This is a genomic window from Rhodococcus sp. P1Y (assembly GCF_003641205.1).
Taxonomy (GTDB): Bacteria; Actinomycetota; Actinomycetes; order Mycobacteriales; family Mycobacteriaceae; genus Rhodococcoides.
The window spans coordinates 5,226,642-5,250,220 of record NZ_CP032762.1; the positions used below are offsets into that span (position 1 = coordinate 5,226,642).

A 23,579-nucleotide genomic window follows, 5' to 3' on the forward strand; every position below is an offset into this window, starting at 1 on the left:
CATGCTCCTCCAACACTTCCTCGTGCCACCGGGAGGGTCGTAGGGCGACGCCACGTGCGCGTCGGTACAAGCCGTTAGGGTCTGTAACCATGATCACGATGACCGATCCAGCGTGGCGTCCGAGTCCCCGAGCGAAGCAACTGTGGGCCATCAATGCAGCGCTGATCTGGCTGCCACTGTTCATCGCGCAGATCGTGTGGGCAGTGATCGTCGACGAGTGGACGACGTGGCCGCACGTGGCGGTGTTCGCAGTGTCCGTGGTTCTCGCGGCGCTGGACATCGTGGTGACTCCGATATGGCGATATCGGGTCCATCGCTGGGAGATCACCGACGCCGCGGTGTACACCCGCACCGGATGGTTCAACCAGGAACGACGCATCGCGCCGATCAGCCGGGTGCAGACGGTCGACACCGAACGTGGTCCGATCGACCGCCTGCTCGGACTTTCCACTGTGACGGTTACCACCGCATCATCCGCTGGCGCGGTCAAGATCACTGCACTGGACAAGGACGTCGCCGACAAAACCGTCGCGCAGCTCACCGACATCGCCGGGCGTACCTTGGGCGACGCAACATGACCGAACCCCAACTTCTCGCCGAGGAAGAACAACAACCTTGGCTGCGGCTCGACAAGCGGATGCTTCTCGTGCACCCCGTCAACGAAGCGGTGAAGGTTCTGCCGATTCTGCTGGTGTCGTTCATCGTCGGAAGTCAGAGCGGCAACCACGTGTGGGGCTTGATCATCGTTGCGGTGGTCGTCGTGTTCGCAATCCTGCGTTGGTTCACCACCAGCTACCGCATCGGTCCGGTCCACGTGCAACTTCGAACAGGAGTGTTTCAAAAGAAGCTTCTGTCCGTGCCGCGAAGCCGCATCCGTTCCGTGGACATCGAAGCCGGCGTCCTGCACCGCGTACTCGGGCTGTCGATCCTCCGGATCGGAACCGGTCAGCAGGCAGACAAGGGCGAGAAGTTCGAACTGAACGCACTGGACGCAAAGGTGGTACCAGCCCTCCGCGAGGAGCTCCTCGAGCGTGTCACGAGACAGCCCGACACCGTCGATGCCCTGCCCGTCGTCGAAAACGAAATTGCGCATTGGCAGGTGTCGTGGGTGCGCTTCGCCCCGTTCTCGTTCACCGGTGTCGTCACCATCGCCGCTGCGGTCGGCGTTCTGTTCCAGTACGGACTCGGGACACGGATCACCGAATCCTCGGTCGTGTCCAACAGCATCGACTCCGCGGAGCGATTCGGTATCGCCCTCGTGATCGTCGTCGGTCTCGTGATTCTGCTGATCGTTGCCAGCGTGTTCGCCTGCGTCCGCTACCTCATCGCCTACGGCAACCTCACTGTCACCGACGACGGAACGCGGCTTCATGTCGCGCACGGACTCCTCAGGACCCGCTCGACCACGCTCGACCGCAAACGTCTCAGGGGCACCTCCCTGTCCGAGCCACTGCTCCTACGAATCGCCAAGGGAGCCAAACTCACCGCCATCATGACGGGCGTCAGTGCGGAGAAGAAGGAGTCCTCGCTCCTGCTCCCTCAGGCGCCTGCGACCGAAGCTCGACGCATGATGACCGTCGTCCTCGGCGACGCAGGATTGCGCGCCGACGCTCGGAAGCCTCTGCTGTCGCACGGACCTGTAGCGAGGCGCCGGAGATTTACGCGAGCGGTGGTTCCCGTTCTCGTCGTCGCCGCTGGAGTCGGCGTTGCCGAAGCCCTCGGCGTTCCGGTCCCGCGCCTTGCCTGGGTTGCCATCGGTGTCCTTCTGGTCGGTGCTGTCTTCGTCGCGTGGGATCGCTATCGCGGCCTGGGCCACGCAGTCCTACCGGGATGGCTCATCACCCAGCACGGCTCACTCGATCGCACCCGGCACAGCCTCGAAGCAGCAGGCATCATCGGATGGACGGTCCGCCAGACGTTCTTCCAGCGACGAGCCGGAGTTGCGACGATCGTCGCGGCGACACCTGCGGGCGTCGGCCACTACGAGGTTCTCGACGTACCGATCGAACAGGCGTGGGCCCTCGTCGAGGCGGTCACTCCGGGAGCCGGCGACAAGTGGGCCCAGTAGAGCGCGTCGACCAACTCGATCACGCCGTGTCGCAGTGCCGCGCGTGCCGACGCTTGGTCAATTGGCGCGAAAAGGTCGCCACCGAGAAGCGGGCCGCGTTTCGCGACCAAACCTATTGGGGTAGAGCGGTTCCCGGATTCGGCCCGGCAGACGCACGCGTACTGATAGTCGGGCTGGCTCCGGCAGCCCACGGTGCGAACCGCACCGGACGCATGTTCACCGGAGACCGCAGCGGCGACTACCTCTACGCGGCGCTGCACGCAGTCGGACTTGCCAACCAGCCCACGTCGACGCACATCGACGACGGCTTGACGCTTCGAGGCGTCCGGATCACCGCGCCGGTGCACTGCGCACCGCCGGACAACAAGCCCACCGTCACCGAACGCGACCGCTGCCGGAAATGGCTCGACATCGAGCTTCGACTGCTGAAACCGACATTGAGATCGATCGTCGTACTCGGCGGTTTCGGTTGGCAGTCATTGCTGCCGACGCTGGAGAACAACGGTTGGGACATACCGCGGCCCAGGCCGAAGTTCGGACACGGCGTCGAAGTCGATCTGGGCGAAATACGGCTGTTCGGCAGTTATCACGTCAGCCAACGAAACACCTCTACCGGGACGCTGACCCCGTCGATGATCGAGGATGTGCTCCGGGCAGCGGGGTCGCATGCGGGGTTGTCAGTGTCTTCAGCCGCCAACTGAACAACAGAATCCCGGGAGGGACCAAGCCCCCGAGAAGCAGGAAAGCCGTTCGCCAGTCGGCAAGCAACAGCACGTCGCCGCCGGGGCCGCCGAACATGCAGACCAGAATCGCAACGAAAAATGCGATCAACGGAGATGCAATCGCCACCGACTGCTCGGCGACCTTGCGCGAGGCGAACAGCAGCGTGACATTGGCTACGCCTGCCAGCAACGCACTCACGGGGAACGGGATCGGCCCGAGATACGCAGGTAGGAAGAAGACAGCCAAGATGCCACACAGAAAGCCGTCGAAAATCAGTACTGCGAGAGTTGCCCTCGACACGAGGACGACAGCATTGGATGCGGCCTTCGAGATCATGCACCCAATACTGACGTATCCAGCGAGATCAGGAGACCGGCGGGTATCCCAAAGCGGTCAACAGGTTGCTCAAAGCAGACGCGATGTCGGTCAAACCGTTCTGGTAGAGAATCTCCTGGCGCGGAAAGTCCGGCCTCAACGAATTCACGAACGCAGCAATGGCGTCCTGGACGATCCAGTTGTACATATGTGTGCCCCACCCCTACAGCTAGCCGACTAGTGATCGGCTTCACAGTCTAGACCCCGGCGAACAGGTCACGCTCTTTGCCCGAAGAATCCGTCTCCCCCAACGTCCCGCGCACGAGTACGTACTGCTCGTCGGCCAGGATCGGCTGCACGATGTTGTTCGACAACGCGTACTCGACACCGGACGGAGCAACCGTGACCTGCGTAGCGTGTGCGCGGAGTGCTCGACGCTTGAGATCGACCACCTCCCGCACGTCCAGCGACGTGGTGACGACGTCGTCGGGCACGCTGGGCAGCTCGCCCGGCTCGGGCATGCGCCAGCCCTCGGGGACCTCGGAGATCGCGGCAATGCCACCGGAGAGCTGGGCTTCACCGGTGACCGTCCAGTAGAACTTCTGCGGAGTCCACGGCGCACCGGCCTCCGGGTAACGGTCGGAGCCGGAGATGTCGAAGGCCTCGGTCACGAGCGAATGAACCTGCTGGTGGTCCGGGTGGCCGTAACCGCCCTCCGGGTCGTAACCGACGACGACATCAGGGCGAACGCTCCGCAGCACCGTGAGCATCGCCGACAACGCCTCGTCACGGTCCGCGTTGACGAATGCACGCGGATTCGACGCCGCAGCCGTGCCCACCATCCCGGAATCGCGCCAGCGGCCGGCTCCGCCGAGAAATATCGGCGACTGCGCACCGAGAATGCCGAGCGCGCCGTGCAATTCGTGGATGCGATATCCGCCGAGTTGGTCGGCTCGGTCCGCGACGAGGCCGGCCAAGTCGTCGCCGATGACTTCGCCCTCCTCGCCGAGCGAGCATGTAAGCACGGTGACCTCGACACCCGCTCGCGCGTAGTACGCGATCGTTCCGCCGGTGGTGATGGTCTCGTCGTCCGGATGCGCGTGCACCAGAAGCAGTTTCACTTGTTCTTCGCCCTCGTCCACGTTGGTGCGTCGCCGAAGATTCCGACCTCGATCGGTCCCGTCAACGACACACCGTCCACACCATTACCGACGGCAACGACAGAAGAATCTTGCACGATCGGCAGAACTGCGGACAAGTCCCACAGCCTGGGCTCGGCCTCCGCCCTCAACCGTTCACCGGGGACTTCGCCGCGCAGCGCTCGATTCACGACGTCCTCCAGATCGGGGATGCACAAGCCCGACAGGTTGCTGGGCGGCGGAACTGGTACGTCCCGCTCGGCCACCGGAGCCGACGTTTCACTCGTCTGCACTGCTGGACAGGAGAATCGGGACGCCATGACCGTTGCAGGGTCGATACCGGCGGACGACCATCCGACGATCGCGTCCACCTCGCCTCCGGTCAGCGCCGTGCTGTACAACTCCTCGGCCGGCAGCGGAGTCACCGACGCCTCGAACCCCGCACCGGCAAGCTGGTCGGCCGCAGTGTTGGCGACGGCGAGAGCGACGGTGTCGTTCTCCACGGCGCCGAGGACGAATTCGGCGGGGACTCCGTCCTTCACGAGTGAGCCGTCGGGAAGCGTTGTGTACCCGGCACGTTGAAGAAGGGCGAGTGCGGCATCTCTTCCGATCGGCGCCGGGGCGGTCGCGGTGTATCCAGGATCGGACGGGCTGCTCAGTTGCGCGCGAGCCGGGTGATCGGCAGAACCGGAACCGGCAGCCACGGTCGACAACAGGGAAGCGTCGAGCAGTCCCATAATCCCCTGTCGGACAGCAGGATCGACGAGACCGGGAGTGCGGCCGTTGAGCGTCACGTCGAGAACGCGCGGCTGAAACCTGACGTCCGTTCGAACCCCTGGAATTGCCGCCAATTGCGCTCTCGTCGCGGTACTCGCACGAACCTGAGCAACCTGAGCATCGTTGGACCGCAACGAGTCCGCGAGTTGCGCTGCGGTGCCACCGCGTCGAAGAAGGATTTGGAACGGCAGCGCCGGCTCGCCCCAGAACCGGTCGTTGCGCTCGAGGAGGATCTCGTCGCGACCCTGATCTATCGACTTGATGTTGAATCTGCTACCCGACACGGGAACGTTCTCACTCAGGCCCGTCTCGAAACCCCCGAGTGAATCCTTGAGGATGTGACTGGGCAGCAGATCGGTGAACAATCGCTGCCAGTTCGGATAGGGCTGTGAGAGAGTGACATTCACGGTTTTGCCGCCGCCGGATGACGCGACGTCGTCGATGAGCGCATACCCTGCCGGGTCGATGACGCCCGGTTGCGAAATCATCTGCTGCCACAGGTAACGGAAGTCTTCCGCCGCGATCGGCGCGCTGTCCGACCACTGGGCTTCGTTGCGGAGCTGATACGTGATGGTGAACGGGTTCTGCGACGTCACCTCGGCCGAGACGAGCACTGTCGAATCGGGAACCCAGACGGTCTTCGCCGGATCGATCGGATCGACAGCGGGCCGGAACGGGCTCGGCAGCACGAGGGCACTCACCGCGGCGTTCGCGGGAGATTGGTCGGCGAGAAGATGCGGGTTGAACCCGATTCCCACGTCGTCGATGGCGACCACGACCGGATCACCGGTCTCGGTGGGGGCGACGACAGTGGTCGTGGTGGTCGGAGTGGGCTCACTCTCGACGGGAGGGGGCGGGTTGGCTGTGCACGATGCCAGTATCAGGGCGATCGCAGAGATGCCCACGGTGCGCAGTCGCCGCAACCCGCTCCTCCTTCGTCGGCGCCCGTGCGCGCGTAGTTACGTCAGGACGTAACTACGCACGCACAGGCGCGGTAGCGCTTTCTTACAGAGCAGCCTTGTCACGCGACTTGCTGCGCGAACGCTCACGCGCACGCTCGTTGGAGTCCAGGTGCACCTTGCGCACGCGAACGACCTCGGGGGTCACCTCGACACATTCGTCGCCTGCACAGAATTCCATCGCCATTTCCAGATCCAGCTTCTTGGGCTTGGCCAAGGTCTCCATGACGTCTGCAGAGGACTGACGCATGTTGGTCAGCTTCTTCTCGCGGGTCACGTTGATGTCGAGGTCTTCCTGACGCGGGTTGATGCCCACGACCATGCCCTCGTACGTGTCCGCACCGGGCTCGACGAAGAACGTGCCGCGGTCGGCGAGCTGAATCATCGCGAACGGGGTGACGCTGCCGTTACGGTCGGAGACGAGCGAACCGGTGTGGCGCGCACGGATCTCGCCTGCCCACGGCGCGTAGCCGTGGAAGACAGCATTGGCGATACCGGTACCGCGGGTGTCGGTGAGGAACTCGGTGCGGAAGCCGATCAAGCCACGCGAGGGGACGATGAACTCCATACGAACCCAGCCTGCGCCGTGGTTCGTCATCTGCACCATCTTGCCTTTGCGCGCTGCGAGCAGCTGAGTGACGGCACCGAGGAATTCCTCCGGTGTGTCGACCATGAGCTCTTCGAAGGGCTCATGCAGCTTGCCGTCGACCTGCTGGGTGACCACCTGGGGCTTGCCGACGGTGAGCTCGAAGCCTTCACGACGCATCTGCTCGACGAGGATGGCCAGCGCGAGCTCGCCACGACCCTGGACCTCCCAGGCATCGGGGCGACCGATGTCGAGGACCTTGAGCGAGACGTTGCCGATGAGCTCCTGATCGAGGCGGCTCTTGACCATGCGCGAGGTGAGCTTGTGGCCGCTGACGCGTCCGACGAGCGGGCTCGTGTTGGTGCCGATGGTGACCGAGATGGCCGGCTGGTCGACGGTGATACGTGGCAAAGCGACCGGGTTCTCCAGATCGGCGAGGGTGTCGCCGATCATGATGTCCGAGAAGCCCGCGACGGCGACGATGTCTCCTGCGACACCCTTCTCGCCCGGGACACGCTCGACGCCGATCGTGTTGAGCAACTCGGTGATCTTCGCCTTCTGAACGACGGGCTCGCCGTCGACCTCACGCATCCAGCTGACGGTCTGGCCCTTGCTGAGCTGGCCGTTGTGAATGCGGACGAGAGCGAGGCGGCCGAGGAAGGCCGATGCGTCGAGGTTGGTGACATGTGCCTGCAGCGGTGCGTCGACATTGCCCTTGGGCGCGGGGACGTAGCTGAGCAGGACCTCGAAGAGTTCGTCGAGGTTTTCGGCGTCAGGAGCGTGGCCGTTCTCGGGCTGCACCTTCGACGCCTTGCCCTCACGACCGGATGCGTAGAGAACGGGGAGGTCGAGCGCGAGTTCGGCTGCCTCGGACGCTTCGTCGTCGAGATCCGACGCGAGGTCGAGAAGCAGGTCGTGGCTCTCCGAGACAACTTCTTCGATGCGCGCGTCGGGACGGTCGGTCTTGTTGACGACCAAGATGACGGGCAGCGACGCAGCGAGCGCCTTGCGGAGCACGAAACGTGTCTGCGGCAGTGGGCCCTCGGATGCGTCGACGAGGAGGACGACGCCGTCGACCATGGACAGGCCGCGCTCGACCTCACCACCGAAGTCGGCGTGGCCCGGGGTGTCGATGACGTTGATGACGGTCATCGTTCCGTCGGCATTGCGACGATGCACGGCCGTGTTCTTGGCCAGAATCGTGATGCCTTTTTCCTTTTCGAGATCACCCGAGTCCATGACGCGGTCGATCGCTTCGGCGCGCTCCTCGAACGCTCCTGACTGCCTCAACATAGCGTCGACCAGCGTGGTCTTGCCGTGGTCGACGTGTGCAACGATTGCTACGTTGCGGAACGTTGTGGTGATATCGATGTTGTCTGCACTGCTTGGGGCACTCACGCGAAAAATTCTCCTGGGTCGAATGCGGGCTCTAGTTCGCTAGCGGGCTTATGTCGCTAGAGAAGCGCGCTGCACCGCGAGATTCTCGCGACCGATCGAGTTTACCCGCTGGCACAGGGTGACCTGCACCACGCAGTACTCTTGGCCTCGAGTTCACCTGAAATACACAGAAAAGCGAGCAAGGTACATGGGCAAGATCAAGGCCGAGAAGGTGTCGGGTCTCAAGCCCAAGAAGAAATGCTGCCGGAAGTCGACGCGGTGCCTCAAGTGCCCCGTGGTGATCATGCGCATGAAGAAGCTCGAGAACGCCGGAGCGACGGGCAAGGAACTCAAGAAGGGGCTCAAGAAGGCCCGGTCTGCCTGAGCATCGAGCCGATCTCGGGAACCCAGGTGCGGTCGGCGTCGACGAGATCCATGACGCCCAAAGTGCGTGCGTCGACCCACCGGATATCCGAATGATCGAGCGCCACAGGCGTTCCCGAGATCAGCTCGACCCGGTAGGCCCGGAGAATCAGTCCGTTCCCGACGGGCACCTCGCCGGACAGTTGCTCACCCACGGCCGTCTCGACGCCCAGCTCCTCCCGCAGCTCACGCTCCAAGGCAGCGTCGGGCGACTCGCCGTCCTCGACCTTGCCACCGGGCAGCTCCCACAGGCCTGCGAGCTCGGGTGGGCGTGCCCGTTGTGCGAGCAGAAGTAGCCCGTCGACGACCAGGGCGCCTGCGACAACCAGTCCTGTCATGCCACCATCGATTCCATGACCGAATTACTCTCCGACTCCGATATCGACGCCGCACTCACCGGATTGCCCGAGTGGAGTCTCGTCGACAAGTCCATCACCCGCACGGTCGAACTTCCGACGTTTCCGGCCGCCATCGAGTTCGTCTCTCGTATCGCGGTTGCCGCGGAGAGCGCCGATCATCATCCCGACATCGATATCCGCTGGCGAAAGCTGACCTTCACATTGTCCACGCACTCCGACGGCGGCCTCACGCAGAAGGACGTACGTCTGGCTCACGAGATCGATTCTCTGCTTCCCGACGACTGAGCCGCGTGCGACCGGTGTAAATCGTCCAGCCGTAGACCAGCAGGACGCCGACGATGTCGACCGCGCCCAGCCACGCGAGTACGCCGGGCCGCGAGACCAGCCAGATCGACTCCTGGAAGAAGCTGAGGATCCACGGCACACCGACCAGGGTCGAGATCAACCAGTAGCCGGCGACGAGCCGAGTGCCCAGCAAGGTGCGATCGGGGCCGTGCAGGAGCCACACCAGCAGCGGAAGAACCCAGACCCAGTGGTGTGACCACGAGATCGGCGACACCGTCAAGCCCAGCAACTGCACGATGAGCAGTGTTCCGAGCCGGTCTCCCATCCGCAGCGATCGCCACGCCAGGAACGCGAGCGCGGCGAAGACGAGTACACCCACTATCCAGGCGGGTCCCGACTCGACGTCATCGCCGGCTATGCGACTCATCGCGCCTCGAAGCGACTGGTTCCACACCGACCCGACAGGGCCGATGCGGTCGGCGTCCCCGAGCAGCGTGGTGAAGTACGTTCCCGCTTGATGGCCGAGAACCAGATAGCTGACGGCAACCGTTGCGACGAAGGCGACAGCTGAGAACGCCGCAGCCTTCCACCGCTTCGTGGCGAGGAAGTAGAGGCCGGTGATCGCCGGGGTCAGCTTGATCCCCGCGATGAAGCCGATGATGCCTCCTGCCAACCACCACCGGGCGCTTCGGATCGCGACGAGTGCTCCGAGTGCAAGAAAAACGTTGACCTGGCCGTAGTCCAGAGTTGTACGTACCGGTTCGGTCCACAGGGCCAGGGCAGTCCACGCCATCGCGACGCGAGTGACATTCCGATCCGGGACCACCATCTCGAGGCTCAGCTTGACGAGCAGGAACATCGCCGCCATGGTCGCGAGCTGCCAGCACACCCCGACGAAGGTGAACGGCAGATAGTGCAGCGGGAAGAACACCAACGCTGCGAACGGCGGATACGTGAACGGGAGCGGGAAATCCGGCGTCTCCGCGGAGTACGTGAAGTCGTACAGGTCGTCGCGCAACAGAGCGGCCGAACCGTCGACGTAGACATGGAGGTCGACGAGGTTCATCCCGTTCTCGGTGGCGAAGGCCCAGACGAACCTGGCGATCACCGAGAGCGCAAGCAGAAGCGGTGCATATCGAACCAAGCGGTTCACGTTCTCTACTGCTCCGTTCGGTTATCTCGCATATCGACAGCCGAGCTTATAGGGCGGTCCCGCGCGATCCGAACCAGCGGCTCACATAGAAACGTCGAACTAGTAAGGGATTGTCACAAATAACATTTGCATCACCAACCACACTATTCACACCAGTAACACGCTAATGTGCGTTGTCAGCGATCGCTGGGATCGGCTGTACAACGATGGGTCGTATACATAGAGTGGCCCCTCGAGCCAGCAACCGATTCACGGCCCGCTTTTTCGATGAGGATGGGGAATATCAAGTGCTTCGTACCGGGTTAACGCGCAGGACCGTCACTGCTGCAGCTGTGGCGCTCGCTGCCGCGCTGGCTGTGCCGAATGTTGCAGCGGCCGAACCGTCCCCTCCCGCAGCGGAACTCCCGCCGTTCTTCCTCCCCACTCCTGATCAGCCGCTTCCCGATTACGCAGAGATCGAAGCACTCGCATCCTTCGCGCCTGCCATCCTCGGCGCTGCTGCAGGCCCCACGGACGTGGCCGGACCTCCTCAGGCAGACCTCCTCGGGCAGGCACGTGCGCTTCTCGAGAACTCGGCACTGCCGGATCAGGTCAAGTCCACCCTCGAGACGGTCATCACGTTTCTCGACGGCTCCGGCGGTGGCGGTCCCGAACTTCCGCCCGCAGACGGCCCAGTGATCGCGCAGTTCCTCTACCCCACCATCGGCAAGGGCTGCATCTCGGACTCTGCTGATTCGGTCGGGACCGCTCTCGCTGTTCCCGGCCCTGCGACGCTTCCTCCTCCCGGCCCGCCCGCGGGTCAAGCAGGGTTCGTCTTCACCGCGCTCGGCACGGCCCCCATCGCTGCTGCGCAGGAAGCTCCGCTGACCGTCACCTGGCTCAACCTCGACAACCGTCGCACAGGCACTCAGGATCTGACGGGCGCATCGAACATCAATCCCGACGGACCCGCAACGGTCTCGACGATCGCCGACACCGGCCCTGGTCGCGTCCTCGCCGTCATCTCCGGTTCGATCACCACCCAGTCGAAGGAAGATCCGACGGCACCTGCTCGTACGTGTGGGTTCCTGCCGACCATAGGAACCGTCTACGTTCCCTGACAGTCGCTATAGCACGACTGCGTACACCTGCGGACATAAGCTCCGCCGGTGTACGCAGTCGGCGGTGCGGTGGTTTTCCTCCCTGCAGTGCTGACCGCAGGAATCGTGTGCGGCGTCGGCCAGGGCATCACGTTCAGCAGAGGCATGGCGTCTGGGGTCTCGTCACCGCAGGCGTCGTGTTCTCGCTCGCAATTGCAGCTCTCACCGCTGTGTCGCTGTCTCTGTTGATTCTGCACAGTAGAAAAGAACAACAATCCCGATGAATTACACCAATGTCATTTATCGGTGACTACACCTGTCAGATTCACGCTAACGACCATTGTCCGTAATCGGCTTTGAGAATTACATTGATGTCGACGCTGATCCCGTCGATTTTCCCTTTGTCTATCTGCACCTGATGCAGATGCGCTTTCGGGTGTCTGAACCCCTTGGGCGTTCCCCAGTTGTGTTGCCAATACCACTGACCGAGGCCCGCGACCGAAGCCAATTCGATGGTCGGCGAATTGGCGTAGATTCCGGTGTTCTCGGCGCCGACGATCGACTGCCAGCCCAGGATGTACGGCGCGATCTGGGTAGCGAACTGGACGGCCGTCGGGTTGTCGTCGATGGATGCGTAGATGGGCCGGTTCTCGGGCCCACCTGCGGCGCGATGCAGCTCCAGGCCACGCTTGGCGTGCTTGACGCCTGCCGCGAATCCCCCCTTCCAGTCGGAGGTTTCGCCCTTGCCGAACTGATAGTTCGACACCACTTCGAGGCCCGCTTCGGTGAGGGCGTCCGCCTCGCCGCGCTTCAACGGCTTTCCGAGCATCCATTCGGCGCCTGGCCTGCGGTCCGAGACGTAGCGAACGGCACCGAGGTGACCTGCAGCGCGGATGGATTCCGGCGACGGCACACCACCGGAGTAATCGACGAGGGTGCCCAACCCGTCCGCGTGGGCAACCGTCGAATTCAGCGCCGCAAGCCCGAGCGCGGTCGCCGACCCCACGGCGGCATATTTGAACAAGTCCCGGCGCGATACGTGCACGTGAATCCCCACATCGATAGTTCACTTCGGCGTGTCGCCGACGTTTCGGTCGGCAGCCTTGATAACTTTTTCGGTTTCGGTATTTCACCACATTCACTTCAGCACCGCTAGTCACACCCTCCCCTCTCTTCACCACTTACTGTGGAGAGCACAACCCGAGAGAAGGAGAAGCCACATGGGCGTCACCCTGGCCAAGGGCGGCAATGTCTCGCTGTCCAAAGAAGCCCCCAACCTCACTGCCGTGTCGATCGGTCTCGGCTGGGACGTGCGCAACACGACCGGCGGAGATTTCGACCTCGACGCGAGCGCAATCGGTCTCGGCGCTGACAAGAAATCCGCGGGCGACCTGTTCTTCGTCTTCTACAACAACCTTCGCTCCCCCGACGGCGCGATCGAGCACACCGGTGACAACCGAACGGGAGAAGGAGAGGGCGACGACGAGAGCATCAACATCGACTTGGTCGCCCTGTCCCCCGAGATCGATTCGATCATCTTCCCGGTCTCGATTCACGACGCCGATGCACTTCGACAGAGCTTCGGCCAGGTCATCAACGCATTCATTCGTGTAGTCGACCGCGCCGATGGCCGCGAACTGGCCCGTTTCGACCTCACCGAGGATGCGTCGACCGAAACTGCAATGGTGTTCGGCGAACTCTATCGCCGCGGTCAGGAATGGAAGTTCAGGGCAATCGGGCAGGGATACGCGTCCGGTCTCGCCGGCATCGTTCGTGATTACGGAATCAATGCCAGTTGATGTTCGGTCGATCTGACATATCGATTGAATAACCGCGAACTCCTGGGCTTGAGAATGTCGTTCGAATTGTGGTCCTATCACCACATTCGTAACTTTGGTCTCATGAGTCCCAGGAGTCACACATGTCTCGTCGCTTCAGCCGTTTAGCGGGAACAGTCGCCCTGTCCTGCGCCGCCCTTCTCGCCGTGCCCGCGACCGCGTCCGCTGATCCGGCCCCCGTCGGAGTGGACGCGGTGTCGCAGGCCGCGGCCGAAGCGATCGCCTCGACTCGCACCGAGGTTGCCGAGCCGACGGACGGAAACCCGCTCGCAGCCCTCGATGCCGTCAACAAGATCTTGACCGACTTCGGAATCACGCCGTTCTTCTACCCGACCGCTGCCGTCAACTGCGCTGCGGCACCGGGTGCGCCGCTCGGCATCGTGCCGGGCGTCGCGGGCGGAGCAGCAGGTCCGTGGCCGAACATCGCGCCGATTCCCGGGCTCCCAGCACTCAACGCGGTGGAGAAGGGCGAAACAATGTTCGCCTTCGTGCCTGCCGGCATCGTGAACGACTCGGGTGACAAGTCCGGAATGCAGGTTGCGTGGTTCAACGTCAACACCTTCCAGGGCGGATTCGCCGACTTCGGTGGTGCGACAGCCACGCTGGTGGACTCGGTGCTGAACAACCTGGACGTTCTGCCCGCAGTCAAAGATCTCGTCAGGGGCCCCCTGACCGAGGCGCTGAACGTCCTTCCCGCCGCGGGCGCCCGCGCGGTTCCCGTCGAGACCGGAACCGGCACCGTCCTCGCTGCAGTCTTCGGCACCGTGAACCACAAGGCTGTCGACGGTAGCGACAAGAGCTGCTTCTTCTTCCCGACGGTCGGTTTGGTCAACGTAGCCTGACCCTCGGTAGATACATGCGTCCGGGCGTCGGCTGGGGATATCCTCGGCCGATGCCCGGACGTCTTCATCCGACCGACGCCCAGACGTACTGGATGTCGGCAAAGATCCCGAACGATCAGTTCCTGCTCTACTGCTTCGACACCGACGCCTCTGCCGCGTCCGTACGGGACGAACTGATCCAGAACGCACAGGCGATCGCAGACCTGCAGATTCGGATATCCGAGGTTCCATTCTCGCTCGGTTACCCGCGCATGAAACCCATGAGGATCCGCGGCGGGCACGTGCGCGATCGAGGGCGCGGGACTTCGTGGCCGGAATGCCTCGCCGAAATCTCGTCGAGTTTCGACCGCCAGCTCGATCAGAGCGAAACCCCCTGGTGCATACATCTTTTCGAGGCAGTCGACGATGCACCACGCTGCACCGGACCGGCTCTCGTTGCAGTGCTGCAGATTTCACATGCACTCGGCGACGGCCGCATCGCTTCGCACATCGCTCGCAGGTTGTTCGGCGATCATCGCGAGAGGATGCCGACCGTGCTCGGTCGCGGACGATTCGGCCCACGAGAATTCGTTCGAAGGTCCAAGCGTGCCCACGAACTCGATCAGATCTTGACCTCGGACACCGAATCCGGTGCCGTACCCGCGCAAGCGCCAGGTCGTCCACTGACCCGAGTGAACGTCGCACCGTCGGGCACGACCTCCGTTCGCTGCGTCGTGCGCGAGAGTTCCGAATTGACCGCCCCCGGTATCAGCGTCACAGTGGGGGCGACGACCGCCATCTCGGTCGCACTGGCTCGCTACTTGGAACGTCTCGGTGACAGCGTGCCTGCATCGCTCGGCGCCGAAGTCACTATGTCCAAAACCGGAACCAGGAAGGCACGCAACCACTTTCGCAATTCAGGCGTCGACCTTTTTCCTGTCGCCACAGACATCACGGAACGCGCCGAGCGGATAGCCGCTTCCCTGGCCGATCGGCGCGCACGGGCCGAGCATCCCGCCATGGAGGCGCAAAGCCTGGCAACCGAGATGGTGCCCGCGGTTCTGCTCCACTGGGGCATCCGGCAGTTCGACGCCACGGCCGTTCCCGACGCGGTCACGGGCAACACCGTCGTCTCGTCCGTCGCGCGCGGCGACGACAACCTGTTTCTCGGCGGCGGCCGGGTCCGATTCACCGCAGGATTCCCTGCCCTCTCGCCGGTCATGGGCCTCACGCACGGAGTGCACGGAATCGGCGACGCCGTGACCCTGAGCGTCACGTCCTCCGAGTCCGCTGTTCCGGACCCCGATGTCTACGAAGCGCTGCTACACGACGCCGTCGACGAGGTCGCCGATGCACTGCGCAGGAGAGCACTCCCCGGCTAGCTGTCCCCTGCCCGTTGAGCCTGTTTTCGGCGGGCGGTGTGTCCGAAACCACACGATCGGCACATTCATGTTCGTAGCTTTGCGGCCATGACAACTACAGATCCATCATCTACGCGCACCGTCGCCACGGTCGATCCGGCTCCTCCCGTTGCGGATCCAGCACTGATCGGCGTGCCCACGTTCCTCGTGGGATCGATAGCACTCGGCCTCGTCCTGACGGGGTACGTACCGGCTGCAGCGACGGGAGCGTCGATCCCGATCATTCTTGCGGCAACCGGAATCGGCCAGCTCGTCGCAGCGATCTGGGCGGCGAGCCGCGATCAGAACGCAGTAGCGAGCGTGTTCGGCATCTTCACCGGCTTCTGGCTCAGCTACGCCGTTCTCGTTCTTGGACTGACCAACAACTGGTACGGCATCGTCGCCGAAGACGCCGTGCAGACACAGAAGTTGTTCCTGCTCACCTGGCTGGTCGTGATCGTTCTTCTGACTGTGGCGAGCATTCGGTTGCCGCTGGCGTTCACCCTTCTGTTCGCTCTGATCGATCTCGCGCTGTTCTTCGTCTTTCTCGGCACCTCGAACGCCAGCACATCGCTGACATCCATCGGCGGCTACCTGGTGTTCGCATTCGTCGCCGTCGGCGCATACCTGTTCCTCGACGCGATGAGCCGCTCGACGGGTGGTCGCGGGCTTCCGCTGGGTCGGCCGGTACTCACCTGACAGACGATTCTCAGAATTGTTCGGGTACGCATCTCAGGATCGACTGCCAGAGTGGTCCCCATGATGCAGATGACGGTCCTCGCGGTGGGAGGCACGGGTGAATCCCACCCGGACGATCACCGCACCGATGTGACGGGTCTGCTCAGCCAGGTCACCGATTCGCTGGACAGCCGGTTCACCGCTAGGTGGGTCGGCTATCCAGCGTCGTACGGTCCCGTTGCCATCGGTGGTCTCAGTTTTCAGCACAGCGCGCAGATCGGAGTACGACGCCTCGTCGCGGCCATCGAGAATACCGACGGCCCTGTCGCATTGATCGGGTACTCGCAGGGATGCACGGTGGTTCGTGAGGTGCTCGGCCGGATCGCGTCGGGGGAACTGGTGCTGCCGTCCGTGTCGGCTGCTGGGCTCATCTCCGATCCCCAGCAACCTGCAGGCGTCGTACCGGGGTGCACCGGCCGCGGCGTGGCAGGAATCGGTCCAGCTGTGCCGTCCTCGGTCCAGGTGCTGTGGATCGGTCATCCCCACGACATGATCTGCAACGCCAGCGACGACAGCTACATCCGCGACATCGCGGACCTCACCGGGTGGATGTCGTTTCGGACTCCGAACATCTGGCTTCGCCAGCTGTTGACTCTTCTGCGCAGCAACGGTTTTCAGAACGCGGCGAAAACCCGACTGTCACCGCGACAGTGGGTCCGCGACGTCCGTCGGCTCCGCACAGCAGCCCGGGAACTGGCCGGATACCTCCCGCGCTCGATGACGTGGCGTCGGTACCGGTTCGCGAACCCTGCCGGCGACCGACACATCGCCTACGCGAGCGAACCCCTGGACGCGAGCGGCCTCACCGGGTGCGAGATTCTCGCCCAGTGGTTGCAGGTTCAGGCCACGTTCCTGACCTATGAACTCGCTGCCTGAACCCTGCTGCCTAAACCCTGTTGCCTAGACCTTCTCGGCCTGAGCCTTCAGCCGGGCCAGTCCCTTCTCGAAATCCTTGCCCACAACTTTGTCCATCGGGAAGATCTTTCCCACCAGGGTGAAAAGCAAGTTGTTCTCACCCGTCATCGCCCAGGTGACCTCGGAACCGTTCGGACCGGGATCGATGGTGAACGTGGTCTTGTTCTTCGCCTTGAACGGCTTGGTGAACACCAGATCCAAAACGACGATCTGACCGGGCTTCGAATCGGTGATCGTCATGGCGCCTGCGCCTGCCTTGCGGTTTCCCGACCAGGCGTACGACGCACCTACACCGGCATCGGGCCCGGTGTAGGTGCGCTTCAAGTTCGGGTCGGCATCTTCCCACGGTGACCACCGTGTCCAATTGTGGAAATCGTCGATCAACGCGTGAATCTTCTCCGGCGACGCTGCGATGGTGGTCTTACGTTCGACCAGGAAGCTGCTCATGGGCGAATAGTAGTCAGTCGCGACGGCACAAGCAGAACACGTGACCGACGGGGTCACGGAAGACCGTGAACCCCGCATGGTTTTCGTTGCCCTCGAGCTTCGTCGCGCCGAGGCCGAGAACGTACTGTTCCGCGGCGTCCATGTCGTCGACGACGAAGTCGAGATGGATCTTGATTCCGTCCGACGGCCAGTCGAGCGGAACGAAGTCGGCCGCCTGCTGGAATGCCAGCCGGAGCTCACCCGGCCCCTGCAACACGGCCCAGTCGCCCTCGGACCTGACGATCTTCCATCCGAGCACCTTGCCGTAGAACTCGGCGAGTGCCGCGGTGTCCGGGCAGTCGAGCACTGTGTAGTCCATGTCGATCTTGGGCGAAGTCATACCGTCCAGTTAAAACGCAAGAATGGCGCACCGCAACGGATAAACAGTTGCGATGCGCCATTCATGCTGGAAGTTCGGGAAAGCTACTGCCCCAGCGCGGGTGCGAACGTAGAGAACCAGGCGTCGTGCAGGTGCTCTTCCCAGAAGTTCCACCAGTGCGTTCCGGTGCCGGTGATACGGACCTCAGGGTTGACGCCTGCGGCACGCAGTGCAGCGACGTAGGCACGGCTGGACAGGCCCGACGCGGTCTCGAGGGGAACCATCTGCGCGAACTTGACCGGGTCGAAGCTGCCACTCACGGGGTTGACGGTCGGATCGGTCAGCGGCGAACCGGTGCCAGCCGAGACGAATACCGATGTGTTGCGGAGTGCGCCGACGTTGAGCAGCGGGTCGTTGGCGAGCCACGATGCAGACGGCCATGCGCCCCACATGTTGCGAGCGTTGCCACCCATTTCGCCGACGGAAACCTGGATTCCCTGGGCGTATCCGGGGCTGCTCGCCGACGGGTAACCGCTGAACGACGCCACGGCCTTGTAGAAGTCGGGGTGGTGTGCGGCCAGGTTGAGCGCAGAAGTTCCGCTCATCGACAGGCCTGCAACTGCGTTGTTGACGCCGTCGCTGCCGAACTGGTCGGACATGACGGGCGGGAGTTCCTGCGTGAGGAATGTTTCCCACTTGACGACGCCGAGCTTGGGGTCGGGACGCTCCCAGTCGGTGTAGAACGTTCCACCGCCGCCGAACGGAATGACCACGTTGACGTGCTTGTCCGCGAAGAACTGCACGACGTCGGTTTCGATGAGCCAACCGTTGTCGTTGTCCGGTGCGCGCAGACCGTCGAGCAGGTAGATCGTCGGGGCCGGGCCCTCGCCTGCTGCCTTGAGCACCTTGACGGGGATGTCCTTGTTCATCGCATCGGAGTGAACGTAGATCAGAGCCGTGTCGGCTTGAGCGACGCCGGTGCCGAGAGAAACGGCAGCGAACGCAGCGATCAACATGGTCACGAGTCCAAGCACAAGGCTGCGGGCACGAGAAAACATCAAGGAATCCCTATCGTCTTTACAAACTTGACTGACCTTCGGGGAGCAGGGTAACAGGGAAATAACGCTCGTGCTGATCCGCGATTCTCAGATCGCCCACCACGCCGCGTACGGAGGGACCCAGAGAGTCCCGTCGCGATCGACGAGTTCGTGCCCCGAGAGCACCTCACGCGGGTCGGTCAGCCCGAGTTCGAACAGCACGGCGCGCGCCAGGGGCCTGGTATCGGCGGTGACGTTGAAGACGCCGACGAACGTTCCGCTCGGATGTCGGCGTTGCAATACGAGGAGGCCGTCGTCCGAATCGGTCAGAACTCGAACAGGTGCCTCGGAATGGAGCATCGGAAGCCCCTTTCGCACCCTCGCGATATGAGCGATGCCGTCGAACACCCGCTGTGCGTCGCTACCGCGCTCGAAGCGCTTCGCGCGATCGTCGTCGGTCACACGAGGCCGATGAATCCACCGGTTGTCCTCGGCATGCCCGGGTTCGCTCGCCCAGTCGGGGTCACCCGGTGAACCGATTTCGTCGCCGCTCCACACCACGGGAATTCCGCCCCACGCCGAGACGATGGCGTGCGCGAGAAAAATTCGTGCGAACCCGCGTTCGGGGTCCTTCCTGGACGGGCCGAGCCCACTCAGCGCGGCTGCGGTCCCACTGATCCGTCGGTCACCGGTGTCCTTGTTGTGTTGGAAGACAACACCTTCGGACCAGGATCCGTCGAATTCACCGGAGTACCAATCGGCGAGAAAATGCCGATGCCCGACGCCGGTGAGACCACGCGAAGCAGCGTCGTCGTCGTCGATGGCCCACCCGATGTCATCGTGACAGCGCACATAGGTCACCCACGTACCACTCGGCGGGGTGGGCGGCAGAGCTGCCAACGCGTGCCGCGCGAGATCCGTGCTGCCCGACGCCAACATGGACCAGATCTGGACCATCAGCGAATTGTGGTAGGCGATATCGGAGACCCTGCCCGTATGCCGCCCTATTCCCAGGTACGGCATGAGATCTCGCGGTCCGACGATTGCCTCGGCCTTGAACAACGTCGCAGGTGCCGCCAGCCTGCACGCGGTGCGCAAAGCCTGGGTGATCGCATGCACCTCGGGCTGGTTCTGGCAATTGGTGCCGATCCGCTTCCACAGGAAGGCGATGGCATCGAGCCGAAGCACTTCGATTCCCAGGTTCGCCAAATTCATCACTATTTCGGCGAATTCGAGCAGCACCGACGGATTCGACCAGTTCAGGTCCCACTGCCACTCGTTGAACGTCGTCCACACCCATTCGTTCAACTCGGGGTCGAGGGTGAAGCTCCCCGGGGCGAAGTCGGGAAACACCTCCGGAAGGGTGCGCTCGTAGGCGTCGGGAGTATCACGGCTGGGATAGATGTGGAAGTAGTCGCGATAGCGCGCATCACCCGCACGCGCCTTTTCGGCCCATTCATGCTCGCGAGCAACATGATTGAGAACCAGATCGACCACCGGACTGATTCCTCGGCTTCGCAGGGTCGTTGCGAGGTCGCGGAGATCTTCGGTGGTACCCAGATCCGGCCTGACGACGCCGAAGTCCATGACGGCATATCCGCCGTCGTTGTCGCCGGGGCGCGGCTTCAACAGCGGCATCAGATGCAGGTAGGTGACGCCCAGATCGGTGAGATGATCGAGCCGCTCCCCCAGCCCCTTCAGCGTGGCAGCGTAGCGGTCGACGTAGCACGCGTAGCCGAACATGTCCGGTCGCTGGAACCAGTCGGGCTCGAGCAGTCGGCGCTCGTCGAGAAGATGAAGATCTTCGGCCCGTTCCGCGAACGCGCTAGCGGCGAGCGAGGTGAGTCCTGCCGCCACCTCGTCCGGGTCGTCGTACAACGCGGTGACGGCGTCGTGCAGGTCCGGCCACCACTGCTCGAGGCGGAGCTCGAAGCTGGTCCGGCGGTGCTCGGGCAGTTCGGAAAGGATGTCGCGCGCCGCCTCGGGAAGAGCCATGCGTGCATCATGGCATGGCGGGGTACCAAGGACCCATGACCTCCGTGACGCGCATCCTCGATACTCTCCTCGACCGAGCCGTCGTACCCGGTTACTCGCGCATCGGGTCCGCCGTCCGCAGCAGGTTCTGGGGCGCGGACCCCGCTCCGTTTCCCGAACCCATCGATGTCGTCGTCACCGGCGGTAGCTCGGGCCTGGGCGCGGCGACCGCGACCTCGCTCGCGAAACTGGGCGCTCGGGTGCATCTCGTGGGCCGATCCACCGAGCGCTTGGAGGCCTCGGCCGGGACCATTCGATCGGCGGCCGCGGGATCCGTCGTCGTACATCGTTGCGATGTCAGCGACCTCGATTCGGTGGCGTCCTTGGTGACGACGTTGACCTCGGAACTCACCGGACTTCACGCTCTCGTTCACTGTGCAGGCGTCATGCCACCCGAGCGGACGCTCACCGCGCAGGATCACGAGGCAGCGTTCGCCACGCATGTTCTCGGCCCCGTCGCGTTGACGGTCGGTCTCCGGGAACTGTTCGACGCCGGATCCCGCGTCGTCTTCGTATCGAGCGGCGGCATGTATCCGGTTCCGCTGCAGACCCAGGATTTCGAGTTCGCCGACGGCAAGTACTCGGGAATGACCGCCTACGCGCGGACCAAACGCATGCAGGTGGTGCTGGCCGAGCAACTCGCGGGCAAGCTCGTCGACGAACACGATCCGGTCGTGCACAGCATGCATCCCGGCTGGGCCGCGACCCCCGGCGTGACCGAATCGATTCCAGCGTTCGGCACCGTCATGAAGCCTCTTCTGCGGACTGCGGCTCAGGGCGCCGACACCATCGTCTGGCTGGTCGCGGGCGACGAGGCTCTGACGAGCACCGGGAAATTCTGGCACGACCGCGCCATTCGGCCGACTCACTATCCGTCGTGGCGCAAGGACTCTCCCGAAGCTCGCGAGGCCTTGTGGTCGACGGTGGTCGAGGCGACGGGGATCGAGCTGTAGAACGTTTGCCGACGAGATAATCATTTGCCGACCGGGCATGGTCGGCAAACAAATAACTCGTCGGCAAATGAAGTGCTCACTAGGTGAGCACTTTGAGTTCGATGATGAGTGCATGAACATCATCGAGGTCGGAACAGTGGATCAGTGGCGTCAATGGCTCGCGGAGAACCATTCTTCGAGTCCGGAGGTCTGGCTCGTCATCGGACACAAGGGCAGTGGGGTGGACAGTCCCCGATACAGCGAGGCCATCGAGCAGGCGCTGTGCTTCGGCTGGATCGACGGACTGCATCGGAGCCGAGACGAACGCAGTTCTCAATTGCGATTCTCGCCCCGCAGGATTCGCAGTGGGTGGAGCGCCCTCAACCGGGAACGCGCGCACCGGATGATCTCGACTGGTCAGATGACGCAGGCCGGGATGGACCTGATTAACCGCGCACAAGCCGAAGGGACCTGGGAGATCGATACGCGCGTTCCCGCCGACCTGGACGCAGCGCTCGCCGCCAACCCGTTGGCACGCAGCAACTTCGAGAAGTTGTCGCCATCCTCGCGACGGTTGATTCTCGAATCGGTGTCGACGGCCAAGCGCCCGGAGACCAGAAGTCGTCGCATCGCTCGGGCCGTCGACCGCGCCGCGGCTAACCAGCGATGATCCGCCAGACGTACCCGTCGGGATCGGTGAAGCGATCCCCGGACACCGTCGCGCCCGCCGCCTTGGCCGCGGCGAGAACGGTGTCGGCGGCCTCGCGGGAGACGGCTCGGTGTTCGAGGACGAGATTTCTCGGTCCGGGAGTTCCGTCGTCGACGCCTGCGTCCTTCGCCAGCGCCTTGCGAGTCATCAAACCCAGTCGCGCAGAACCGTCGACGGGCGCGAAATCGATGTACTTGTTGCCGTAGTCGCGGTCGGTCGTCAATCCCAGTTTTTCGTAGAAGACTTTCGATTCCTTGGGTGACTCGACGCCGAGCAGAGCAGCGACCTCGGTTGGAATCGGTTGCGCAGCAGCGGGTCCGGTGTCCTTCTTCGTCGGCGCAGCAACCTTCCACACCGAGCCGTCGGGAGCCTGGAACGCACCCGAGAACGCCCCGAACAACATCTTCTTGCCTGGTTTGACGATCGTTGCCCCGGCAGCGGCTGCGGCGTCGAGCACCGTCTGGACCTCGGTCGGCTGCGCAACGATGTAAGACACCGTGTACCCCTGAAAGCCCGACGGATTCTCGTCGAACTCGTCCGGTCGAACTTTTCCGGCAGCCGGCGCCAGTGCCGAATCGTAGAACGTGCGTGCACCCTGTGGATCCTGCGCGCCGAGGACGATTGCGTCGAGCGATAGTGTCATGCCGGTCAGGTTAGTTGGGGTGCGCGGGTCTGTGCTTCTCGATTCCTGATCGGTCTCGTCACCTGTTTGACCACGCACGACGGGATGCCGGCGGTGTCACCTGTTGCTTGCTTCTTGTACGCGCTCGGCGGCATCCCGACCAGTTCGGTGAAACGGGTACTGAACGTGCCGAGCGAGCTGCAGCCTACTTCGAAACACACGTCGGTGACGCTCATGTCGCCGCGGCGAAGCAACGCCATCGCGCGTTCGATTCTGCGAGTCATCAAGTACGAGTACGGCGATTCACCGTACGCCAACTTGAACTGTCGACTCAGGTAGCCGGCGGACACATTGATCCCGCGTGCCAGCGCTTCGACGTCGAGCGGCTCGGCGTACTCGCGATCCATCCGGTCGCGCACTCGTCGCAGGCGCACCAGATCCTTGCGTCGTTCCGCAGAGATCGGTTCGCCGGCCACGCGGGTAAT

Annotated in this window: 27 protein-coding genes; 13 read left to right on the forward strand and 14 right to left on the reverse strand. The window is 63.4% G+C overall.

The window, feature by feature from the left end:
- Window positions 1–89 precede the first annotated feature (89 nt).
- The 3 genes from D8W71_RS24070 to D8W71_RS24080 are packed head-to-tail and all read left to right on the forward strand — an operon-like array spanning window position 90 to window position 2,769.
- Entirely contained in the window at window positions 90–578 is a 489-nt protein-coding gene (locus D8W71_RS24070; protein ID WP_121117251.1) for a PH domain-containing protein, read from the forward strand.
- A complete protein-coding gene (locus D8W71_RS24075; protein ID WP_121117253.1) occupies window positions 575–2,068 on the forward strand; it encodes a PH domain-containing protein in 1,494 nt (497 codons plus the stop codon). The genes D8W71_RS24070 and D8W71_RS24075 overlap by 4 nt, the downstream gene beginning before the upstream one ends.
- Window positions 2,056–2,769, forward strand: a complete 714-nt coding sequence (locus tag D8W71_RS24080; RefSeq protein ID WP_236077593.1) for a uracil-DNA glycosylase — start codon at window positions 2,056–2,058, stop codon at window positions 2,767–2,769. Before D8W71_RS24075 ends, D8W71_RS24080 begins: the two co-directional genes overlap by 13 nt.
- Here the strand turns inward: D8W71_RS24080 and D8W71_RS24085 are convergent.
- From D8W71_RS24085 to typA, 5 genes are all read right to left on the reverse strand, one after another.
- Complete coding sequence (locus tag D8W71_RS24085; RefSeq protein WP_121117257.1) at window positions 2,678–3,127, reverse strand: hypothetical protein; 450 nt, start codon at window positions 3,125–3,127, stop codon at window positions 2,678–2,680. The genes D8W71_RS24080 and D8W71_RS24085 overlap by 92 nt on opposite strands.
- Window positions 3,128–3,155: 28 nt before the next feature.
- Window positions 3,156–3,314 (reverse strand): hypothetical protein, encoded by a 159-nt coding sequence (locus D8W71_RS27690; protein WP_201265181.1) that lies wholly within the window; start codon window positions 3,312–3,314, stop codon window positions 3,156–3,158.
- Window positions 3,315–3,363: 49 nt separating this feature from the next.
- Window positions 3,364–4,227: an N-acetyl-1-D-myo-inositol-2-amino-2-deoxy-alpha-D-glucopyranoside deacetylase gene (gene mshB / locus D8W71_RS24090; RefSeq protein WP_442971994.1), complete on the reverse strand. Its 864-nt coding sequence runs from the start codon at window positions 4,225–4,227 to the stop codon at window positions 3,364–3,366.
- A complete protein-coding gene (locus tag D8W71_RS24095; protein WP_236077594.1) occupies window positions 4,224–5,927 on the reverse strand; it encodes an ABC transporter family substrate-binding protein in 1,704 nt (567 codons plus the stop codon). Before D8W71_RS24095 ends, mshB begins: the two co-directional genes overlap by 4 nt.
- 100 nt (window positions 5,928–6,027) lie before the next feature.
- Window positions 6,028–7,965 (reverse strand): translational GTPase TypA, encoded by a 1,938-nt coding sequence (gene typA / locus D8W71_RS24100; protein ID WP_121117263.1) that lies wholly within the window; start codon window positions 7,963–7,965, stop codon window positions 6,028–6,030.
- A gap of 187 nt (window positions 7,966–8,152) precedes the next feature.
- Here typA and D8W71_RS27695 point away from each other — a divergent pair, with 187 nt between their 5' ends.
- Window positions 8,153–8,329, forward strand: a complete 177-nt coding sequence (locus D8W71_RS27695; protein ID WP_201265182.1) for a hypothetical protein — start codon at window positions 8,153–8,155, stop codon at window positions 8,327–8,329.
- Here D8W71_RS27695 and D8W71_RS24105 read toward each other — a convergent pair.
- Window positions 8,307–8,705: a (deoxy)nucleoside triphosphate pyrophosphohydrolase gene (locus D8W71_RS24105; protein ID WP_121117265.1), complete on the reverse strand. Its 399-nt coding sequence runs from the start codon at window positions 8,703–8,705 to the stop codon at window positions 8,307–8,309. The genes D8W71_RS27695 and D8W71_RS24105 overlap by 23 nt on opposite strands.
- A 15-nt stretch (window positions 8,706–8,720) precedes the next feature.
- Between D8W71_RS24105 and D8W71_RS24110 the strand changes: the two genes are divergently transcribed.
- Window positions 8,721–9,011, forward strand: coding sequence for a 4a-hydroxytetrahydrobiopterin dehydratase (locus D8W71_RS24110; protein ID WP_121117267.1), 291 nt, complete (start codon window positions 8,721–8,723; stop codon window positions 9,009–9,011).
- Here the strand turns inward: D8W71_RS24110 and D8W71_RS24115 are convergent.
- Window positions 8,953–10,164: a mannosyltransferase gene (locus tag D8W71_RS24115; RefSeq protein ID WP_121117269.1), complete on the reverse strand. Its 1,212-nt coding sequence runs from the start codon at window positions 10,162–10,164 to the stop codon at window positions 8,953–8,955. The genes D8W71_RS24110 and D8W71_RS24115 overlap by 59 nt on opposite strands.
- Before the next feature lie 287 nt (window positions 10,165–10,451).
- Here D8W71_RS24115 and D8W71_RS24120 point away from each other — a divergent pair, with 287 nt between their 5' ends.
- A complete protein-coding gene (locus D8W71_RS24120) occupies window positions 10,452–11,264 on the forward strand; it encodes an Rv1157c family protein (protein WP_121117272.1) in 813 nt (270 codons plus the stop codon).
- A 304-nt stretch (window positions 11,265–11,568) separates the two neighbouring features.
- Here the strand turns inward: D8W71_RS24120 and D8W71_RS24130 are convergent, their stop codons facing one another.
- Window positions 11,569–12,288 (reverse strand): DUF1906 domain-containing protein, encoded by a 720-nt coding sequence (locus D8W71_RS24130; RefSeq protein WP_121117274.1) that lies wholly within the window; start codon window positions 12,286–12,288, stop codon window positions 11,569–11,571.
- Window positions 12,289–12,463: 175 nt separating this feature from the next.
- Here D8W71_RS24130 and D8W71_RS24135 point away from each other — a divergent pair, with 175 nt between their 5' ends.
- The 5 genes from D8W71_RS24135 to D8W71_RS24155 all read left to right on the forward strand — a co-directional run bounded on the left by D8W71_RS24135 (window position 12,464) and on the right by D8W71_RS24155 (window position 16,916).
- Window positions 12,464–13,042: a TerD family protein gene (locus D8W71_RS24135; protein WP_121117276.1), complete on the forward strand. Its 579-nt coding sequence runs from the start codon at window positions 12,464–12,466 to the stop codon at window positions 13,040–13,042.
- A 122-nt stretch (window positions 13,043–13,164) separates the two neighbouring features.
- Complete coding sequence (locus tag D8W71_RS24140; RefSeq protein WP_121117278.1) at window positions 13,165–13,923, forward strand: hypothetical protein; 759 nt, start codon at window positions 13,165–13,167, stop codon at window positions 13,921–13,923.
- 50 nt (window positions 13,924–13,973) lie between these two features.
- On the forward strand, window positions 13,974–15,284 hold the full coding sequence (locus D8W71_RS24145) for a WS/DGAT domain-containing protein (protein ID WP_121117280.1): 1,311 nt from the start codon (window positions 13,974–13,976) through the stop codon (window positions 15,282–15,284).
- 87 nt (window positions 15,285–15,371) lie between these two features.
- Complete coding sequence (locus tag D8W71_RS24150) at window positions 15,372–16,001, forward strand: GPR1/FUN34/YaaH family transporter (protein WP_121117282.1); 630 nt, start codon at window positions 15,372–15,374, stop codon at window positions 15,999–16,001.
- A 60-nt stretch (window positions 16,002–16,061) separates the two neighbouring features.
- Window positions 16,062–16,916: a PE-PPE domain-containing protein gene (locus tag D8W71_RS24155; protein WP_121117284.1), complete on the forward strand. Its 855-nt coding sequence runs from the start codon at window positions 16,062–16,064 to the stop codon at window positions 16,914–16,916.
- 24 nt (window positions 16,917–16,940) lie between these two features.
- Here the strand turns inward: D8W71_RS24155 and D8W71_RS24160 are convergent, their stop codons facing one another.
- From D8W71_RS24160 to D8W71_RS24175, 4 genes are all read right to left on the reverse strand, one after another.
- Window positions 16,941–17,402 (reverse strand): SRPBCC family protein, encoded by a 462-nt coding sequence (locus D8W71_RS24160; RefSeq protein WP_121117286.1) that lies wholly within the window; start codon window positions 17,400–17,402, stop codon window positions 16,941–16,943.
- Between the two features lie 13 nt (window positions 17,403–17,415).
- Complete coding sequence (locus tag D8W71_RS24165) at window positions 17,416–17,781, reverse strand: VOC family protein (protein ID WP_121117288.1); 366 nt, start codon at window positions 17,779–17,781, stop codon at window positions 17,416–17,418.
- Window positions 17,782–17,864: 83 nt separating this feature from the next.
- The gene (locus D8W71_RS24170) at window positions 17,865–18,818 is read right to left on the reverse strand and encodes an alpha/beta hydrolase (RefSeq protein WP_121117290.1); all 954 of its coding nucleotides are present in this window, start codon (window positions 18,816–18,818) and stop codon (window positions 17,865–17,867) included.
- 87 nt (window positions 18,819–18,905) lie between these two features.
- Window positions 18,906–20,792 carry an alpha-amylase family protein gene (locus D8W71_RS24175; RefSeq protein ID WP_121117293.1) on the reverse strand — a complete coding sequence of 629 codons (1,887 nt, stop codon included), beginning with the start codon at window positions 20,790–20,792 and terminating at the stop codon, window positions 18,906–18,908.
- Window positions 20,793–20,827: 35 nt separating this feature from the next.
- Here D8W71_RS24175 and D8W71_RS24180 point away from each other — a divergent pair, with 35 nt between their 5' ends.
- Window positions 20,828–21,784: an SDR family NAD(P)-dependent oxidoreductase gene (locus D8W71_RS24180; protein ID WP_121119847.1), complete on the forward strand. Its 957-nt coding sequence runs from the start codon at window positions 20,828–20,830 to the stop codon at window positions 21,782–21,784.
- Between the two features lie 112 nt (window positions 21,785–21,896).
- A complete protein-coding gene (locus D8W71_RS24185; RefSeq protein WP_121117295.1) occupies window positions 21,897–22,433 on the forward strand; it encodes a YdeI/OmpD-associated family protein in 537 nt (178 codons plus the stop codon).
- Here the strand turns inward: D8W71_RS24185 and D8W71_RS24190 are convergent.
- Together D8W71_RS24190 and D8W71_RS24195 are read right to left on the reverse strand one after the other, a co-directional pair.
- On the reverse strand, window positions 22,420–23,115 hold the full coding sequence (locus D8W71_RS24190; RefSeq protein ID WP_121117297.1) for a bleomycin resistance protein: 696 nt from the start codon (window positions 23,113–23,115) through the stop codon (window positions 22,420–22,422). The genes D8W71_RS24185 and D8W71_RS24190 overlap by 14 nt on opposite strands.
- A 5-nt stretch (window positions 23,116–23,120) precedes the next feature.
- Window positions 23,121–23,501 carry a helix-turn-helix transcriptional regulator gene (locus D8W71_RS24195; protein ID WP_121119849.1) on the reverse strand — a complete coding sequence of 127 codons (381 nt, stop codon included), beginning with the start codon at window positions 23,499–23,501 and terminating at the stop codon, window positions 23,121–23,123.
- Window positions 23,502–23,579: the final 78 nt, after the last annotated feature.